Raw genomic sequence first — 17,726 nt, 5'->3', positions numbered from 1 at the left:
ATCCTGGACAGCAGGACACTCCGCTCCACGCCCGAGAGCGGCGCGCGGGCGGGGTATGACGGCGCCAAGCGGAAGCAGGGTGCCAAGCTGCACTTGGCGGTCGAACCGCTGGGCCATCTTCTGGCCTTGCACGTGACGTCCGCCGGTGCGGACGACCGCGCCGAAGTCGGGCGCTTGGCCCAGGCGGTGCAGGCTTCCACCGAGCAGAACGTCGAACTGGCCTATGTCGACCAGGGCTACACCGGAACAAGGGCGGCCGACGCCGCCAAGACGCACGGCATTGAACTGGAAGTGGTCAAGCTGTCCGAGGCAAAGCGAGGCTTCGTGCTGCTGCCAAGGCGCTGGGTAGTTGAGCGGTCCTTCGCCTGGGCAACACGTTTTCGGCGCTTGGTGAAGGACTATGAGCGCTACGCCAGCACCCTTGCCGATCTCCACCTCGTCGCCTTCGTCTGCCTCATGCTCAAACAGGCCGCTCTACTCGCCCCAGGTCCATAACAGCCTCTAGGACAGCAAGTGGAGCAGCCCTCCCCGATGATACCGGACTGCGTCCCGCTACTTATGCTCGAGCTGGAGAGAAGGCGGAACGACATGTGACCGCTCGGTACCTAAGGCGATCCTACAATGGCAGTGACCAAGAATGGAGGACACCCATGGATATCGCTGCTGTAATTGCAGAGCGCGAAGCCGAGCGATACACATTGCATTCGCAGTATTTGAACGAGCAGATGGTGCGAGTGCTAAAAACCATCGGCTACGATGTCAGCTTTAAGCATGGAGCTGGACCTTATCTCTACGACAGTGATGGCCGGCGGTATCTTGACCTCCTGAGTGGCTTCGGGGTTCATGCGATTGGTCGTAATCATGCGGAAGTGCGCAAGGCCCTGAAGGCAGTCCTTGATTCTGACCTCGCAAACCTTGTTCAGATGGACGCTTCCATTCTTGCCGGGGTGCTTGCCGAGCGGCTGCTGCACCATGTGCCCTACCTCGACAAGGTGTTCTTCGCAAACTCTGGCGCGGAGGCGGTCGAGGCAGCAATCAAGTTCGCACGATGCGCAACAGGCCGGCCTGGCATCGTCTACGCGGAGCACGCTTTCCACGGTTTAACCTATGGAGCTTTGGCCCTGAACGGAGATGCCAACTTCCGCGGCGGCTTCGAGCCTATGTTGCCTGGTTGTGTCGCCGTGCCATTCGACGACCTGGCTGCCTTGGATCGTGCGCTCGCTGCTCAGACCATAGCGGCATTCATCGTTGAACCCATCCAGGGGAAAGGGGTCAATATCCCCTCTGAAGGTTATCTTGCTGAGGCCGCGGCTCTCTGCCGCAAGTACGGGACCCTCTTCGTGGCGGACGAGATCCAGACGGGCCTCGGTCGGACAGGGCGCTTCCTTGCAGTCGAGCACTGGAATGTAGAGCCCGATATGGTGCTCCTGGCCAAAGCCCTTTCAGGAGGACATGTGCCGGTCGGAGCGGTGCTCTCACGCAAGTGGATCTTCAACAAGATCTTTAATCGGATGGATCGTGCAGTAGTCCATGGCTCAACATTCTCGAAGAATGATCTTGCTATGGCCGCCGGTCTGGCCACACTGCAAGTACTTGAGGCCGAGGATTGCGTTGGCAATGCCACGCGACAAGGAGAGCGGCTGCTTACCTGCTTCAAGAGTATGATTGGCCGCCAGGAGTTCGTGAAGGACGCTCGTGGGAAAGGCCTGATGATCGGCATCGAGTTTGGCTCACCGCAATCATTAAAGCTAAGAGCCGCATGGAGCATGATCGAATCAGTAAGCACCGGTCTTTTCTGCCAGCTGATCACCCTGCCTCTGTTCAAGGAGCATAAGATCCTCAGCCAGGTCTCCGGGCACGCAAGCCATACGATCAAGCTCCTCCCGGCGCTCAACATCTCGGATTCTGATTGTGATTGGATTGAACGAGCCTTCGAAACAACGATATCCGACAGCCACCGGGTTCCCGGTGCTGCCTGGTCCCTAGGCAAGACACTCGCCGCCCACGCGATCAAAGCTGGAGCAGGCGCATCCTAGGGGCCGAATGTCGGCAAACCTCGTTCGCGCAAGGTACCTGATGAAGACCGGAGTTGGTTACGCTCTATCTGATGTTGCCACCCGAGGAGTTTGACCAAAGAACATTCAGTCGCCGAGGTGACAGACAGGTTGCGCTTCATCAAGGCTGCGCACCATGGCATTGCATGTGGAGGACTGTCGCCATGGGCGCATTCTGGCAGCAGGCGCAAAGGTGGTGGGCAGGCAACGGATTGCTCAACGAGCCGCAGGTTCTTCACAGGCCTCAGGATCGTACGGCAACTACGCCCTCGGGATCGAATGTCACCGAAACCGCTTCTCCCGCCTGATGTCTCCTGAGTCGATCGGGTGAGACGCAGAACAATGTGCCGAGCGATGTTTCGAGATAATACTCGGTATGCGACCCCATATAGGTTTCGCGTGCGACCCTGGCCGGGATGCCGCCATCGGCACCAATCCAGATGGCCTCCGGGCGGATCACCAGGTCCACTGGACCGGCCGGCAGACCCCTGTGTGGCAGCTTGATCCGCAGGGATGCAATACTGACCTCTGCCACTTCATCGTGGATCTGCTCGATTCGGCCCTGCACATGGTTAGCTTCGCCCATGAAGGTGGCGACGAAGACGTTATCGGGCCTGGCGTACAGCTCATGCGGGGATCCAAACTGCGCGATCTCCGCATTCCGCATCACCACGATCTGATCGGATACGGCAAGGGCCTCTGACTGATCGTGTGTGACGTAGACCACGGTGAGGCCTAACCGCTGCTGCAAAGCGCGGATTTCCTCCCGCATTGTTCGGCGTAGCCGGGTATCAAGATTCGAAAGGGGTTCGTCGAACAGGAGGATGTCAGGCTCCAGTACCAGCGCCCGTGCCACGGCAACACGTTGCTGCTGCCCGCCGGACATCTCGGATGGGAGGCGGGTGCCGAACCCCTTCAGCCCCACTGTGTCCAGTGCTGTCTCCGCGCGGGCATGCGCATCGCGCTTGCGCAGCCCAGACGAGATCAATCCGTATGCGACGTTGTCCAGTACACTCATATGAGGGAACAGCGCGTAGCTTTGGAACACCATCGACACATTGCGTTCCCCGGCCGATAACAAGGTGACATCTCGATCACCGATGAAGATGCGACCTTCGCTTGCCTGCTCCAGCCCGGCGATCATCCGCAGCAGCGTCGTCTTGCCGCAGCCCGAAGGGCCGAGCAGTGTCGTCAGCGTGCCGCCCGCAATGGTGAGTTCCAGCGGCTTGACGGCCTGCACTGCACCGTAGCGTTTGCCCAATTTCTGCAGGCGGAGTTCGGCCCCTGTCCGTTTCATGCGCGGCCTCCGGCCGATGTCGTGGGCGGCGCCATGGGCGCGGCAACTAGGGTAGCGGCACGGCGGCCCAGCCGACGGCGGCCAACGAGCAAGTTGATCAGCCCGATGACAGCCATCATCAGAACGATCAGCACCGCGCAATAGGCTATGGCCAAACCGTAATCACCATTAATGACACGGTTGATGATGAAGACGGTCGCCATTTCATATTCCGCCGACACCAGGAAGATGACGGCGGAGACTGTCGTCATCGCGCGCACGAAAGAGTAGACCAGTGCTGTGACGATAGCGGGCTTCAGCAGCGGCAGCACCACCGTCCGCAAGGCCTGGAAGGTGGAAGCACGCAAAGTGACGGCTGCCTCATCGAGCGACTTATCAAGCTGGCTCATCGCTGCAATGCCGGAGCGGACGCCTACCGGCAGGTTGCGGAACACAAAGCAGGCCACGAGGATTGCGGCCGTTCCGGTGATCTCCAGCGGCGGTAAGTTGAAAGTGAGGATGTAGGCCACGCCGATCACGGTGCCCGGCACGGCAAAGGTCAGCATCAGCGCAAATTCAAGCGCTGTGCGGCCCCGGAAGCGCTGGCGCGACAATACCCAGGCCGCCAACAGCCCTAGCCCCGCAGTCAGCGGCGCGGCAATAGCCGCCAACTCGATGGTGGTAAAAAGCGAATGCCACGCGCCCCCCGAGAAGATCAAGTTGCCTTCTGATCCTCGCTCCAGCGCAAAGGCGCGGGTAAAGTGCGAAAGGGTCGGCGTCCAATCCCGGCCCCAGACCCGCACGAAGCCACCCGCAAGCGCCATCGCATAGACGACGATGGTCAGCAACGCCCAGGGCAGCGCCACAGCATAGGCGAAGTTCCGAACCGGGCGGGGCAGCGGCGTAGGCAAGCCGGTGTCGCCCTTGCCAGTCATGGAAACATAGGAGCGGCTGCCTACCGCCAGGCGCTGCAGTGTGAAGGCCAGCAGCGCGACCACCAGCATAATTGCAGCCAGTGCCGCTGCGCGGCCAAAATCCTGCTGAGCGCCAACCACAGCGAAGAAGATCTCGGTGGAAAGCACACCAAAGGAGCCACCGAGCACGATAGGATTGCCGAAATCGGCGAGGCTCTCAACAAAGCTGACCAGCCAGGCATTGGCTAACCCCGGCAGCATCAGCGGCAGGGTAACGGCGGTGAAGGTGCGCATACGGCTGGCGCGCAGCGTTTGCGAGGCTTCCTCCATAGCGGGAGAAATGCCCTCGACGACGCCGATCAGCACCAGAAATGCAATGGGCGTGAATGAGAAGACCTGCGCCAGCAGCACGCCTCCGTAGCCATAGATCCAACGTCCCAGCTCAATGCCAAAGACCGCATCAAACATCTGGTTGATGACGCCAGAGCGGCCGAAGATCAGAATCAGCCCGAGGCCGATGACGAAGGGGGGCGTGATGATTGGCAGCACTGTCAGCAATCGGAGCGCGCGCTTGGCGCGGAAGTTGCTGCGGGTGACAATCAACGCGAAGCAGAGGCCTAGCATTGTGGTCAGCGTGGCCGTGCTGAAGGCCAGCATCAGCGTGTTCCAGAACACACCGCAGCCAACGGGCGCAGCAACGCAGGACAGGCCCCAGATCTTGCTGTCCAGCAGGCGTGCGCCGGTGGCAGCCAGGATGCCCAGATCCTCTCGCGGCGTCAGGATCTGCGATAGAACCGTACCCACTGGCCATGCCGTAAAGACCGTGATGGAAGCGGCCAGCACCCCCACCGCGCCAGACACGAAGCGGTCGCCCTTGAACCAGCCGCGGAGAGCCAGTCCATCGGTCAGCAGCAGGAGAAAGCTCAAGCCGGCGAGGCTGCCACCCAGACCCATGCCAAATTGCCGGTCCCCGAGCTCACCAACAAGCGCGGCCATCCAGGCCCAGGACCACCCCTGAATGCCGACAGCCAAGCCCTGCAGCACGATGGCTCCAAGTCCTAGGCCACCAGCCCAGGTGAGAAAGGTAGCCTGCCGTCGGCGGCTGCCCAATGGCAAGGCGCCGGCCAGTGCGAGAACCAGCGCCGCCACCACCGGCCAGAACCAGAAGCGGCCATGCGCCAGGGCCTGCCAGAGCGCGGAAGCCGCCTCCGGATCCGACTGACCCAGAGCGAAGAGCCCTGCAAGGCCAACACCCTCCCGCTGCATGTGCCAGGGCAGTACTGCTATGGCGAGACAGGCCAGCAGCCAGAACGAAAACGAGGAACGAGTCAGCATGCTCATCGTTCAGCGCGGAAGGGCGCCGACCTCCTTGTCCCAGCGAGCCAGCAGCCGCCGCCGCTCCGCACTGGCCCCGAAGCGGGCATTGTCGTAGTCGATGATGCGAGCCGTCGCCATGTTGGGAGCGCCATCGGTCAGTGGCACGGCCTTGTTAGCCATGGTCTGCAGCTTCTTGGCTTCGCGCGAAGCAACGATCTGGGCCTCGGCGCTCAGCGCCCAATGATAGAAGCGACCCGCATTCTCGGCATTGCGGGCACCCTTGATGATCGACATGGAGCCGATCTCATAGCCGGTCCCCTCGCATGGGACGGCATGGCCGACTGGGAAGCCGGCCTGCGCCTCTTCAGCCGCGTTGTGCACGAAGGAAATGGAAAGTGCCGTTTCGCCGCGTGCCACCGCGGTGATCGGGGCGGTGCCGGACCGGGGATAGGCATTGATGCTGCCGTGCAGCTTCTTCAGATACTCGAAGGCCGACTCCTCTCCCATCATCTGCACCAGCGTGGCGATGACGATGTAGGCGGTGCCTGAGCTGTTGGGATTGGCCATCTGCAGCTCTCCCCTGTAGGCGGGGCTCAGCAGATCTGCCCAGCAGCGCGGTGCCGGCAGTCTGCGCCGCTCCACCAACTCGGTGTTGAAACCGAAGCCCAGTACGCTGGCATAGACGCCGACAGTGCGTCCCTGCGTCTGGCGCCATTGAGCCTGCGCCCAGTCATGCAGCTCGGTGAGCCGCGGGCTCTCATGCGCTTCTGTCAGCCCCTCCTCCCCAGCAGCCACATGTGGGTCACCGGTGCCGCCCCACCAGACGTCGCCGCGTGGATTACGCGCCTCCGCCCGGAGCTGTGCCAGCATCTCGCCCGTGGATTTCTGCGTCAGCGCGACGCGGATGCCGGTTTCCCGCTCAAAACCACGGGCAATTGGCTGGCACCATTCCAGCGTGGCCGAGCAGTAGAGGTTGAGGCTGCCGGCAGTCTGTGCCCATGCCGCCGACGGCAGCGCAAGCATGAGGACGGCGGCGAATGTGCTTTTGCGGATCATCGCGGTAACGCTCCCACGTCGCGGTCCCAACGTTCCAGGATCTGCCGGCGGCGCGTGCTCTGGCCATAGGCCGCAAAGTCGTAATCCACCAGCTTGATGCTGGCGAGGTCAGGGATGCGCGGATCCGGCTTGGCATCCTGATGCGCCGGCACATGCCATTGGTTCACTGTCGGCCCGATGTCCATGGCAGCAGGCGTCAGGTACCAGTCGTAGAAACGGCGCGCCTGGCTCGTATTGCGCGCGCCGCGTACGATGGACATGCAAGCCACCTCGTAGGAGGTGCCCTCCGCTGGATAAGTGATTTCGATCGGAAAGCCTGCCTGTGCAGCCGAAGTCACCTCCATGTTGAAGCTGACGGCGATCGCCGTTTCCCCGCGTGCCACGGCCTGCATTGGTGCCGCACCTGAGCGCGGGTAGGCGTTCACATTGGCATGTAGTTGCCTCAGGTAGTCGAAGGCGCGGTCTTCGTCCCACAGCTGAACAAGCCCCGCGATGATGGTGTAGGCGGTGCCCGACGAGTTGGGGTTTGGCAGCTGGATTTCCCCTCCATAGGCCGGCTTCAGCAAATCCGCCCAGCTGGCGGGGATCGGCAGGCCCTTGCGCTTTATCAGCTCGCGGTTCCAGGCGATGCCGATGGCACCCGAGGACACGCCGACGCAATGCTCCTTGGACATGGCATGAACGCGTTTTGCCCAGGGTTGCAGCCGTTCCATGTTCGGCGAAGTATGGGGTTGCAGCAGATTGCTTTCCGCCGCGGAAATATGTGTTTCAGCCGACGCACCAAACCAGATGTCGGTGCGCGGGTTCTGCGCCTCCGCCCGGAGCTGCGCCAGGATCTCGCCGGCCGATTTGCGTGCCATGGAGACGCGAATGCCAGTCTCCTTTTGGAACGCGGCGGCGATCGCCTCGCACCAATCGGCCGCAGGCGCGCAGAGCATGTTGAGCGATCCCTGTGCGGCGGCGGGGGTTGCGGAGGCCATAGCCGCGAGGATAGGCGCAACCGCCAGGAACGATCGGATCGTCATGCGGGCATCTCCTGCACAGGGGTTCCGGTTCAACGTGGCAGCGAGCCGACTTCGCGGTCCCAGCGCTCGATCAGCCGGCGGCGTTCGGCGGCACGGCCGTATTTGGCAAAGTCGTACTCCACCAGCTTGATCTGACCGAGATCGGGCGCACCAGGCGGCAGCGGCGCACCCTTGTTGGACGGCGTCTGCAACTGGCCGCTGGCCTCGTAGCCCAGGCGCTGCGCCGGCTCGGTCAGGGCCCAGTCGTAGAAGCGCCGCGCCTGGGTGAGATTGCGCGCGCCACGGATAATAGACATGGAGCCGATCTCGTAACCGGTCCCTTCGCAAGGCGTGGCGTAGGCCACGGGAAAGCCCGCATTCTTCTCCACCACCGCATCGTGCACGAAGGACAGGGACACGCCTGTTTCGCCCCGCGCCACTGCCTTGATCGGCCCGGTACCGGAGCGCGCATAGGCGTTGATGTTGGCATGTAGCTTCTTCAGGTAGTCAAAGCCTTGCTCCTCCCCCAGCAGCTGGACCAACGTCGCGATAATGACATAGGCCGTCCCTGAGGAATTCGGATTGGCCACCTGGATTTCGCCCTTGAAGCGCGGTTCCAGCAGGTCGGCCCAGCATGCAGGCGCGTCGATGGTCTTCCGCGCCAGCAACTCGGTGTTGAAGCCAAAGCCCACTGCCCCGGCATAGATGCCGACCGCGCGCTTGCCCGACTGGTTCCACTGCGTCAGTGCCCAGGGCTGAAGATAGGTATTGTTCGGGCTTTCATAGGCCTGGCTGAGGTTATCCTCCGCCGCCGCCAGATGCGGGTCACCGGTGCCGCCGAACCAGACGTCGCCGCGTGGGTTCTGGCCCTCTGCGCGGATTGCAGCCAGGGTCTCACCGGAGCCGCGCTGCGTCATGTTCACGCGGATGCCGGTGTCGCGCTGGAAGTTGGTCGCGGCTGCCTGGCACCATTCAATCTGCACGGAGCAGTAGAGGTTCAGCGTACCCTGTGCGGCGACGGTGCCGGGCAGCGCGGCCACGGTCAGGCCGAGCCCGAACCCTGCCGCCAATGTGGCAAATGCGTTGGTTCGCATGGGGGACATCCTCGTCATGTTCAGGCTCTCGAATGAAAGTTCATGAGCGCAGCAGCGTCGCTTGGCTGACGTCAATGGCCACGCCCACTGGGGTGCCGGGAGGCAAAGGCTCCAGGCCGCGCAGATGCGGCTCCTCGGCCACAAGGGTCAGGGCGTCGCCCACTTCCAGTGTGTACCGGACTTGGCCGCCCAAAAACTCGGCACGCAGCACCTGCGCGGAGAGTGAAGCGCCGCCATTCCGCAGCAGGCGAAGCGCCTGTGGCCGCAGGGCTAGCACCGCCGGGCCGGCGGCCGCGCCAGACGGCAGGGGGAAGCGCGCTCCGCCAGCGCGGAAGGTGCCATCATCCACCTGCCCCTCAATCAGGTTGGCGGTGCCCAGGAACCCTGCAACGAAGCGGCAGGCTGGCCGATCGTAGAGCTCGGCCGGGCGGCCTACCTGCAGCACCTTGCCATCGTTCAGCACGGCCATGCGGTCGGCGGCAGCATTGGCCTCCTCCTGGTCATGGGTAACCAGGATGGTGGTGAGGCCCAGGCGCCGCTGCAGTTCCACCAATTCTGCCCGAACGCCCGCCCGGAGGCCGGCATCGAGATTGGACAAAGGTTCGTCCAGTAGCAGCACCTCCGGTTCGATCGCCAAGGTGCGGGCGATGGCCACGCGCTGCTGCTGCCCGCCGGAAAGCTGCGCCGGACGGCGGTCGATCAGATGCACAAGTCCGACGAGATCCAGAACTGCGCGCACACGGCGATCACGCTCGGCTCGCGGCACACGGCGACGCTGAAGGCCGAAAGCCACATTCTCGGCGACTGTCATATGCGGCCAGAGCGCGTAGTTCTGGAACACAAGCCCCACATTGCGTGCCCAGGGCGGCTGGCGCGTCGCATCCCTGCCACCGATCAGGATGCGCCCGGAGTCCGGCGTGCCGAAGCCTGCGACCAGCCGTAGCAGCGTGGTCTTGCCGCTGCCCGAAGGACCGAGGAAGGCAAAGAACTCGCCCTTGCGGATATCCAGGGAAACGCCATCCAGCACCCGGGTGGCGCCATACCCGAAGCTGACCTGGTCAATCGCGACGCCGGCGGGCCCACTCATGCTCCGGTCCCGTCCTGGCGTGTGCGCCGCCGCCGTTCGCGCTCGGCCAGACGGTTCGCAGCGAAGGTGCAGACGGCGACGGTCACGACGGCAATCACGCCAAGAGCCGCGCCAGCGCCGCGCCCTGCCGGGCTCTGCATGAAGACGTAGATGCCGTAGGAGAGCGGTGCGTCCACATCGCGCGTAGCCAGCACCAGTGTGGCCGAGAGCTCGACCGCCGCCGTCGCGAAGCTGGTCACGAAGGCGGCGGCAAGGCCACCTGCCATGAGGGGGATGACGATATGAGTCAGTGTCGTCAGCTTTCCCGCGCCCACGTTCTCCGCCGCCTCCTCCAGGCTGCGGTGAACCTGCTGCAGGGCCGCCGTGGCCGCACGCAGCGCATAGGGCAGCCGCCGCACAGCATAGACGATGGTCAGCATGATCCAGGAGGTGGCCAGCGCGGTGCCATCGGGCAGTTGCACGCCGAAATAGCTGCGTAAAATGCCGATGCCGAGTACCAGGCCGGGCACAGCCAGGGCCGACATGGCCAGCATGTCGAGCAACCGCCGTCCCGGCAGGCGAGTACGCAGCACCAGCCAGGCGATGGTGACGCCCAGCACCACGTCCATCAGCCCGGCCAACCCGCAGTATAGCAAGGTGTTGGTCAGAAATTGTGGCGTCTCTCGCAGCACCGTCGCGAAGTGGGTCAGAGTATAGGCATCCGGCAGCGGGCTGAAGGACCAGACCGTCGCCAGGGAAAGTAGTGCAATACCCAAATGAGGGGCCAGAACCAGCAACAGCGTCGGCACCACGAATGCCCAGGCGAGTGCCCGCTGGCCAGGCGACATCTCCCGCCGTCCCAACCCGCCGCCGCCACGCTGCTGCATGGAATAGTCGCGCCCCCGCAGCAGCAGCGCTGCCCCACCCATGGCGAAGATGGAGACCACAACGAGGATAACCCCGATGACATAGCCCATCGGGTCACCCAGCCCGACGGAGGTGACGCGTAGGTAGGCCTGCGGCGCCAGCATGTTGGTGACGTTCAACAGCAGGGGCGTGGCGAGATCATCGAAGACCTTCACGAAGACCAGCGACGCGCCGGCAAGATAGCCTGGTAGCGCTAGTGGAAGCACGATGGTGCGGAGCAGGGTGAAGCCCCGCGCGCCCAGGTTCTGTCCCGCCTCTTCCATCGCGGTGTCGATGTTGGAAAGCGAAGCGGAAAGATTCATGAGAATGAAGGGGAAATAGTGCAGCGCCTGCACAAAGACGACGCCATTCAGACCCTCCATCAGGTCCAGCCTGATGCCGAACCAGTCCATCAGCAGCAGGTTGAGCGAGCCGTTGCGGCCGAAGACCAGCTGCATGGCGACTGCGCCCACAAAAGGCGGCATCACCAGCGGCAGCACACCCAGCGTGCTGACCAGCGCCGCCCCCGGGAAGCGGAAGCGCGAGACAATGACGGCCAACGGCACTGCCAGAACAGACGCAACGACAACACTCATCGCCGCGACATAGAGGCTGTTGAGGAAGCTTTCGCGGAACAGGCTGGTGCGGAAGAAGTCAGCGAAGTGCACCAGTGTCAGGTTTCCCTCACCATCGGTGAAGGCAGCCAGGAAAACGCGGCCAACCGGCACCAGGAGGAAGGCAAGCAGGAAAGCCAGGACCAGCAGCGCCGCCCCCACTTGCACAGGCGAGGCATCAAAGCGCAGCCGGGCGCGCCATGGGCGACTGGCTTCGGCGGGCAATGCGGTGGTGGACATCAGCCGGCGCGCTGGGCCCGCTCGGCCAGTTGCTTGGCGTCCATATAGGCAGCTATGGCGGCGCGGTCCCATTCCTCCTCAAGTTGGGCCTGCCGCGGGCCAGCGGGCCGATCCGGACGGGCCGGCTGGAAAGCACCGGCAATGGCGGGATCGGCGGCCTGGGCTTCCGTCACGGGCACCCGCGTCAAGCGCGCGCGCGCCTGGGCCAGCAGCTCGCGGCCTTGAGGGTTGTTGCTCTTGGCCAGCACGGCTTCGGCGGCATGCACCGCCTTCCACGCCTCGACCAGTTCCCGTAGGCGGAAGGTGATCAGGCGGTCAAAGAGGCTGTTCAGAAGTTCGTAGCGCGCCTCTGAAACCCCGTTGTCGAACTTCACCCTGGCGCCGAGCGACCGGTTCTCGAAGGGGTTGGGGAAGCCGGCCGGTGCCTTAGCGTAGGCCTCCGGGCGCACAGGAAGGCGCATCACCTTAGGGTCCAGCAGCACTTCCTGCCCCGCAGGAGACAACAGGAACTGGATGAAGGCGCGTGCCGCATTCGGCGACCTGCTGCCCTCGATCATGGCGATGTTCGCCGGCACCAGGGTGGTGACGGCGGGATAAACAAACTCCACCGGAAAGCCCGCGGCCTTGGCAGAGAAGCCGAAGAAGTCGATAACAATGCCGATGCCGTACTGACCGCTGTTCACCGCATCAGGCACGCCGAAGCTGCGGTCGGAGACCTGAGCAAAATTACCTGCGATCTCCAGGAGCTGCGCCCAACCAGGCTCCCATCCTTCGCCCTGCAGGATGGTTTCGATGGTCAGGTGGGTGGTGCCGGACCGACTAGGCGAGCTGATCCCTACATGGCCTTGGTAGACGGGGTTCTTCAGGTCCGCCCATTCCCTGGGCGCCGGCAGGCGGTTTCCGCGCAGGTAGCGCGTGTTGTACATCATGCCGTAGCCGGAAACCGCAAAACCGAAGTACCGCCCCTCCGGATCCTGGGTAGGCTGCGCTCCAATGGTCGGAGGAATACCGGACGTGTCGATCTGCAGCTGAGCAAGCAGACCCCCTTGCTTCATCACCTCAAAGGCATCGGGCGCACTGGCCCAAAGCAGGTCGGGCGGGCTACTGCGGGTTTCGCGCACAAACGCGACGGCAGCGGTGGTGCTGCGATTCTGTACTTCCACCTTCGTTCCTGGGTAGCGCTGCTCGAAAGCCTGGACGAAGGGTGTTGTTACATCGCGGGAGAAGCTGGTGATGATGACGAGGCGGGATTCCATCGCCGCTTGTGCCCAGGCTGGGGGGCAAGTGACTACCGACACTGCGCCAGCCGCCAAGCTAAGCGTCCATCGACGCGTCACGAGCAAACGCTGCGTCATTGTTCCCCCATCTTGCTTTTGCCGGCCTCTCCACCGGATGCCGTTCGGCATTTCGCTCATAGCATCGCAATAAATCTGTCACACTAGCAAGTGCTTACGGCAAAGGTTGAGATGATTGCCATTTGCAGGCTGGTTATGGGAACAGATCTAAGCTCGTAAAACGGAACAGCTTTCTGCTGAGCTGTGCCATGAAGGCATGGGCAATCATTGAAGTGGTTGCGTCCGGCGGCCGTGTTTGGTTAGTGCCAAATTCTCACCAGGATGTCGGAGCTCAGCTGAGTGTGCTGCTCGGGGCCTGAAGTATCCCGCCCCGCACCCACTCGAAGGATGCAATCAGGAGGACGGCGACTTGCATGGGCCGAAGAATTTTCCTGCTAATCCCATCCAGCCTCGATGTTTAGGGTACTGTGGTACGGGTAGCTGCGGTGCATCCTGACAGTTGCTCTTCCCCCTTCGCACAGCGAGGACGCTCCCTCTCTGGCTTGAAGCGGCAACCCTTGACCCGACTGAGTAGCAACCATTCAGCTTGCCCTCACACCATGAACTTCCGTCACAATCTTATCCGATAACTCCCGCTTATCGGATCGAAGCCAGGAGGATGGGTCTCGGTGCTCAGCGCAGCTTCCGGTCCATGCTTGGGGCCTGTGTGGCGGCTCGCTCGTTCTTCAGCAGCCTGGTTCTTCTCACCGACACACCATCAATACCGTCGCTCAGACGTCTGGCAGGACGCTGAAGAAGCGGGGAACCCGGGGCTCATTTCGTCATCAAGGCTGAAGTGCAACAGCACCGCTTTAATTCGGTGACGTTGAGTGCGACAGAGTGGCGCAGTACAAGACGTAGCCTGCAATCTGACAGGTCGTTTATACTGGTTCTTCAATACGTGGAGGCAACCTGCCGCTATCTGTCAAACTCGGCCAAGCAGGATCATTGGCATTGCCGCTCTCGTGCCAGGATGACGAGGCGCTACCTCACCTATCGACCCGCTCGCTGTGGAAAGTGCCTTAATGCACCTTGCTCAGCACCAGTGTCAGCTTCTCACGCATCCATAGCTATGACGCGCAGAAGTCCTGGCTGGAAGATGATGCGTAAGCACTCAAGCCGCTGAAGAGCTCTTCATATCCAGCATTTGCATGTTAGTGCGGTGAACCGATGGTGCGAGATTCTTTGAAGCCGGTAACGCAATCAGCCAGGAAATGCTTGAGTATTTTCATACAGCAAGACTACCTACCAATGACTTCATCACAAAAGGACGTTCCGGTCGGGCCGCATACGATCACGCCGAGGAGAGTGCGACTATGCCACCGGAAAGATCGCACGCGACGTATGACTGCTGGATGAGCTGTGCAATTTGCATACATACAGTGGAGCGCCCCCCACATCCGGTGGAAAGCGCGGCACATCTCCCCCACCCTCAGATCTAAGCGCCCCGGCGGGCTTTCTGGTCGTCGACAAGCTGCCTGATTTCGGCAGCACGCAAGCGAAGGCGATCAAGCTCCTGCCGAAGGCGATCTTGTTGATCAAGATTCCGCTTGAGCTCTGCTTTCAAGCTGCTCATGCCGGCCACTGATACGGAGTGTTCTCGTTTCTTACGGAACTTGATGATGAGGCTTCTGGTTGTTGAAGGCGTCACAAGCCCGGCTTTCTTCGCGTCCTCCAGCTCATCGGCTTCGAGCAACGCGAGCTGATAAGCAGCACTGTATGACCCTGGCAATGCCGCCTTCTCAATTCGCCCATCGTCAACCATGGCAGCGACGCGCCGAAACTGACTGGCGATCGGATCAGAGAATGGGAAGAGCTTAGAGAAGCCCGCTTTGAGGCGTGACCTTTCATGCTTCCCCGCCAGTCGACGATCAAGTTCGTTCAACGCACGACCGATCTCCAGATAGCTTTCTGACGCGCGCGTCCATGCCGAACTGACTTGGCGCCGTGCTTGTAGGATGGCTGAGACTTTGCCAGGATCCTCTAAGACTGAAGTGCCGGCAAAGACATCCGTCAGCGTATCAAGGTCTTCGCCCGAGATGGTGGTGAGCCTCTCCAGTTGTTGTGGTCGAGTATCCGCCGTAGGCAGATCGTCGATATTGAGACTGTCGAGACCTCGGCGAGAAACGCCCTTCGCCGGCTTGCGCATCACTTCGAAACCCTTCGCAGGATGTAGCTCCACAATGCCTCGAACGTTTCTGCCGAATGCGGCCGCGAAAGGTCCATGACGCCAAGACCTTTGCCCGCTGCAAGTGGGATTTCCTCAAGCTGCGGCACCTCAACGGGGCACAAATCGCCTGCCGCCAGAAGCTTCGCCCGGATAGCGCCGAAACTTTTTGCCCGTCGATTGGATCGGTTCATAACGAAAGCAGCTTTCCGCGCATTAGCGAGCTTCTTCATCCACGGAACCACCGAGTCCACATCATCTTGTGTCTGCTGGCACGGGACCAGAACCAAGTCGGCTGCCTCGCTCAAGCCCAGGATGGCATTCAGGTCGAGTTCAATGCTGGGCGGCGTGTCGATGACGTAGAACTCTGCATCTCCACCTTGCGCTTCTCCTACGATACTCCGCCAGTCCGCGAGATCAGCATTGATGACAGGAACCGGTGAAATAGTCGGTATTGAGGCGCGCGCTCTTTCCCGCCGATCACCCCATGTCGCCAAAGTGCGCTGTTGATCGAAATCGATACCGACCGCTCTGTGGCCGGCGCGCGCAGCAAGAACCAAGACATTCCGGCAAAGGCTCGACTTACCCACTCCACCTTTCGGCGAAGACAACATAATCAACTTAGGTAGGCTAGGCTTGCGTGCCATCTCGAAACCCCAGTGTGCTCAAGCTAGTTTCTTTCTCAATTGGCCTGACCGCAACGCCATTTTACGGCGTAAAAAAGGCCGGACCGGACCTTCTGTTGCTGGTACGCCCCGAGCCTGCCCGCAGGGCGCCTCCTAGCACAGCGCCCTCGTACAGACCTGCTTGAGAAACTGGGCAGGTCGCGCCTAGACGCTCCTCCCGTTTCCGTCGACTGGCGGACGCCGACATTGTTCGTCAGGCCAAGAGGCTGTGCATAGAGCAGGCAAGCAGTCTTTAACCATCGGCTTCAGATGCCTCATGTTCAGGGAATGGCGGCAAGGCTCCGACGTTAACAGGGCCTTGCGCTGAGTTGGCATAGGCATACCCTTCTTCCTCAGACCTCAAGAATGAAGAAGCTGGAGGATACCCCCTTGCGTCGACGCCTTCTTATGCAAACGGCAGGATTAAGCACGCTTTCGCTCGCCATGCCCGGGATCTCCAAAGGTGCAGCATCGCGCACGCTGCGCCACGTTCCCCATGTTGATCTTGCCTTCCTCGACCCGCATTGGACCACAGCCAACATCACCCGAAATCACGGCTTCATGGTCTTCGACACGCTTTATGGCCAGGATGAAAGCTACGTTGCGACACCTCAGATGGTTGAAGGCCATGTAACCGAGAATGATGGCAGGCAGTGGACGCTTCGCCTAAGGGACGGGCTTGTTTGGCACGATGGGGAGCGGGTCTTGGCGCGAGACTGTGTGGCCAGCATCCGCCGCTGGGCACAGCGCGACGCTTTCGGCGGTGCCCTCATGCGCGCGACGGATGAACTCTCGGCGCTGGATGACCGGACCATTCGCTTCCTCATGAAGAAGCCCTTTCCCCTGCTGCCGGACGCCCTTGGCAAGTCGCCCACATACATGCCGGCCATGATGCCTGAGCGCTTGGCCAGAACGGATGCGATGCAGCAAATCACCGAGATCGTCGGTAGCGGTCCTTTCCGGTACAAGGCCGACGAACGGCTGCAAGGTTCGCGCAACGTCTATGAACGATTTGACCGCTACAGGCCGCGCGAGAACGGCACCCCTAGCGGAACCGCCGGCCCCAAGGTCGCTCATTTTGACCGGGTTGAATGGACAACCATCACCGATGCCTCCACGGCGGCCGCCGCACTGCAATCTGGTGAACAGGATTGGTGGGAGCACGCCAACCACGACTTGCTCCCAGTGCTGCGGCGCAGCCGCTCGATCAAGGTCGAGGTGGTGGACCCTGCCGGCATTCTATCGATGATGCGGCCTAACCATCTCCAGCCGCCCTTCAACAATCCGGAAATCCGCCGCGTCGTAATGCGGGCCATTGACCAGGCCTCCTACATGCAGGCGATCGTCGGTGACGATCCCTCGATGTATCACACGCCTATTGGCATCTTCTGTCCCGGCACACCGATGGCAAGCGATGCGGGGCTGGAACCGCTGCACGGTCCTCGTGATTACGACAGGGTCAAGGCCGACCTGAAGGCCGCAGGCTATGCGGGCGAGAAGGTGGTGCTGCTGGTGCCGAGCGACTACGCGGTGATCAAGCCTCTCGGTGATGTGGCCGCCGACATGTTCAGCAAGATCGGCATGAATGTCGATTATGTGTCGACCGACTGGGGCACCCTGCTGCAGCGCCGCACCAATAAGGGACCGGTGGAGCAGGGGGGCTGGAATGCCTTCGTCACAAATTGGAACGGAACGGACTGGATGACGCCTGCAACGCACATCGCCATGCGCGGGACAGGCGAGGCTGGCTATGCCGGATGGTCCACGAGCCCCCGTACTGAGGAACTTTATGAAGCTTGGTACGAGGCGCCCGACGATGCCGCGCGAGCCGGAATTTGCCAGGATATCCAGCGTCAGTGCATGACGGATGTGCCGTTCTACCCCCTCGGACAAATGCGACAACCGAGCGCTTGGCGCACCAACATCACCGGCGTCCTCGGCGGCTTTGCCAAATTCTGGAACGTGCGCCCAGCCTGACAATGAGCGGAATGCGCTCAGTTTGTCTGTAGAGCGCAGGTG

At 61.9% G+C, this 17,726-nt stretch carries 13 protein-coding genes; 3 read left to right on the top strand and 10 right to left on the bottom strand.

The genetic code is table 11. The features are described from left to right. Both ACFOD4_RS14210 and ACFOD4_RS14205 read left to right on the top strand, forming a co-directional pair. On the top strand, positions 1-495 hold a 495-nt coding region (locus ACFOD4_RS14210), incomplete at its 5' end, for a transposase (protein ID WP_379597414.1). 155 nt (positions 496-650) lie between these two features. Then, on the top strand, positions 651-2,036 hold the full coding sequence (locus ACFOD4_RS14205) for an aspartate aminotransferase family protein (RefSeq protein WP_379597412.1): 1,386 nt from the start codon (positions 651-653) through the stop codon (positions 2,034-2,036). 262 nt (positions 2,037-2,298) lie between these two features. On the opposite strand, the gene ACFOD4_RS14200 is transcribed toward ACFOD4_RS14205, so the two are convergent. The 10 genes from ACFOD4_RS14200 to ACFOD4_RS14155 all read right to left on the bottom strand — a co-directional run bounded on the left by ACFOD4_RS14200 (position 2,299) and on the right by ACFOD4_RS14155 (position 15,689). Continuing rightward, a complete protein-coding gene (locus ACFOD4_RS14200; RefSeq protein ID WP_379597411.1) occupies positions 2,299-3,351 on the bottom strand; it encodes an ABC transporter ATP-binding protein in 1,053 nt (350 codons plus the stop codon). After that, a complete protein-coding gene (locus ACFOD4_RS14195; protein ID WP_379597409.1) occupies positions 3,348-5,579 on the bottom strand; it encodes an ABC transporter permease in 2,232 nt (743 codons plus the stop codon). The genes ACFOD4_RS14200 and ACFOD4_RS14195 overlap by 4 nt, the downstream gene beginning before the upstream one ends. A 9-nt stretch (positions 5,580-5,588) precedes the next feature. Beyond that, positions 5,589-6,617 carry an ABC transporter substrate-binding protein gene (locus ACFOD4_RS14190; protein ID WP_379597407.1) on the bottom strand — a complete coding sequence of 343 codons (1,029 nt, stop codon included), beginning with the start codon at positions 6,615-6,617 and terminating at the stop codon, positions 5,589-5,591. Next, entirely contained in the window at positions 6,614-7,642 is a 1,029-nt protein-coding gene (locus ACFOD4_RS14185) for an ABC transporter substrate-binding protein (RefSeq protein WP_379597406.1), read from the bottom strand. The genes ACFOD4_RS14190 and ACFOD4_RS14185 overlap by 4 nt, the downstream gene beginning before the upstream one ends. 29 nt (positions 7,643-7,671) lie before the next feature. Then, positions 7,672-8,715, bottom strand: coding sequence for an ABC transporter substrate-binding protein (locus ACFOD4_RS14180; protein ID WP_379597404.1), 1,044 nt, complete (start codon positions 8,713-8,715; stop codon positions 7,672-7,674). A 40-nt stretch (positions 8,716-8,755) separates the two neighbouring features. Next, positions 8,756-9,802, bottom strand: a complete 1,047-nt coding sequence (locus ACFOD4_RS14175) for an ABC transporter ATP-binding protein (RefSeq protein WP_379597403.1) — start codon at positions 9,800-9,802, stop codon at positions 8,756-8,758. After that, entirely contained in the window at positions 9,799-11,541 is a 1,743-nt protein-coding gene (locus ACFOD4_RS14170) for an ABC transporter permease (RefSeq protein ID WP_379597402.1), read from the bottom strand. The genes ACFOD4_RS14175 and ACFOD4_RS14170 overlap by 4 nt, the downstream gene beginning before the upstream one ends. Next, positions 11,541-12,797 (bottom strand): ABC transporter substrate-binding protein, encoded by a 1,257-nt coding sequence (locus tag ACFOD4_RS14165; protein ID WP_379597401.1) that lies wholly within the window; start codon positions 12,795-12,797, stop codon positions 11,541-11,543. The genes ACFOD4_RS14170 and ACFOD4_RS14165 overlap by 1 nt, the downstream gene beginning before the upstream one ends. Before the next feature lie 1,516 nt (positions 12,798-14,313). Beyond that, entirely contained in the window at positions 14,314-15,024 is a 711-nt protein-coding gene (locus ACFOD4_RS14160) for a hypothetical protein (protein WP_379597400.1), read from the bottom strand. After that, positions 15,024-15,689, bottom strand: a complete 666-nt coding sequence (locus ACFOD4_RS14155) for a nucleotide-binding protein (RefSeq protein WP_379597399.1) — start codon at positions 15,687-15,689, stop codon at positions 15,024-15,026. Before ACFOD4_RS14155 ends, ACFOD4_RS14160 begins: the two co-directional genes overlap by 1 nt. A gap of 408 nt (positions 15,690-16,097) precedes the next feature. On the opposite strand from ACFOD4_RS14155, the gene ACFOD4_RS14150 reads away from it, so the two are divergent. Then, positions 16,098-17,684, top strand: a complete 1,587-nt coding sequence (locus tag ACFOD4_RS14150; RefSeq protein ID WP_379597397.1) for an ABC transporter substrate-binding protein — start codon at positions 16,098-16,100, stop codon at positions 17,682-17,684. The last annotated feature ends 42 nt before the right edge of the window (positions 17,685-17,726 follow it).

Origin of the sequence: Teichococcus globiformis (assembly GCF_042646265.1) — a bacterium.
Taxonomy (GTDB): Bacteria; Pseudomonadota; Alphaproteobacteria; order Acetobacterales; family Acetobacteraceae; genus Pseudoroseomonas; species Pseudoroseomonas globiformis.
This window is presented reverse-complemented; position numbering and strand designations above follow the sequence as displayed.

Excerpts from the sequence above, each read along its gene's own strand:
- ACFOD4_RS14190 (WP_379597407.1), bottom strand. The coding sequence starts at position 6,617 with ATGATCCGCAAAAGCACATTCGCCGCCGTCCTCATGCTTGCGCTGCCG.
- ACFOD4_RS14155 (WP_379597399.1), bottom strand. The coding sequence starts at position 15,689 with ATGGCACGCAAGCCTAGCCTACCTAAGTTGATTATGTTGTCTTCGCCG.
- ACFOD4_RS14165 (WP_379597401.1), bottom strand. The coding sequence starts at position 12,797 with ATGGAATCCCGCCTCGTCATCATCACCAGCTTCTCCCGCGATGTAACA.
- ACFOD4_RS14185 (WP_379597406.1), bottom strand. The coding sequence starts at position 7,642 with ATGACGATCCGATCGTTCCTGGCGGTTGCGCCTATCCTCGCGGCTATG.
- ACFOD4_RS14175 (WP_379597403.1), bottom strand. The coding sequence starts at position 9,802 with ATGAGTGGGCCCGCCGGCGTCGCGATTGACCAGGTCAGCTTCGGGTAT.
- ACFOD4_RS14180 (WP_379597404.1), bottom strand. The coding sequence starts at position 8,715 with ATGCGAACCAACGCATTTGCCACATTGGCGGCAGGGTTCGGGCTCGGC.
- ACFOD4_RS14205 (WP_379597412.1), top strand. The coding sequence starts at position 651 with ATGGATATCGCTGCTGTAATTGCAGAGCGCGAAGCCGAGCGATACACA.
- ACFOD4_RS14170 (WP_379597402.1), bottom strand. The coding sequence starts at position 11,541 with ATGTCCACCACCGCATTGCCCGCCGAAGCCAGTCGCCCATGGCGCGCC.
- ACFOD4_RS14200 (WP_379597411.1), bottom strand. The coding sequence starts at position 3,351 with ATGAAACGGACAGGGGCCGAACTCCGCCTGCAGAAATTGGGCAAACGC.
- ACFOD4_RS14195 (WP_379597409.1), bottom strand. The coding sequence starts at position 5,579 with ATGCTGACTCGTTCCTCGTTTTCGTTCTGGCTGCTGGCCTGTCTCGCC.
- ACFOD4_RS14160 (WP_379597400.1), bottom strand. The coding sequence starts at position 15,024 with ATGCGCAAGCCGGCGAAGGGCGTTTCTCGCCGAGGTCTCGACAGTCTC.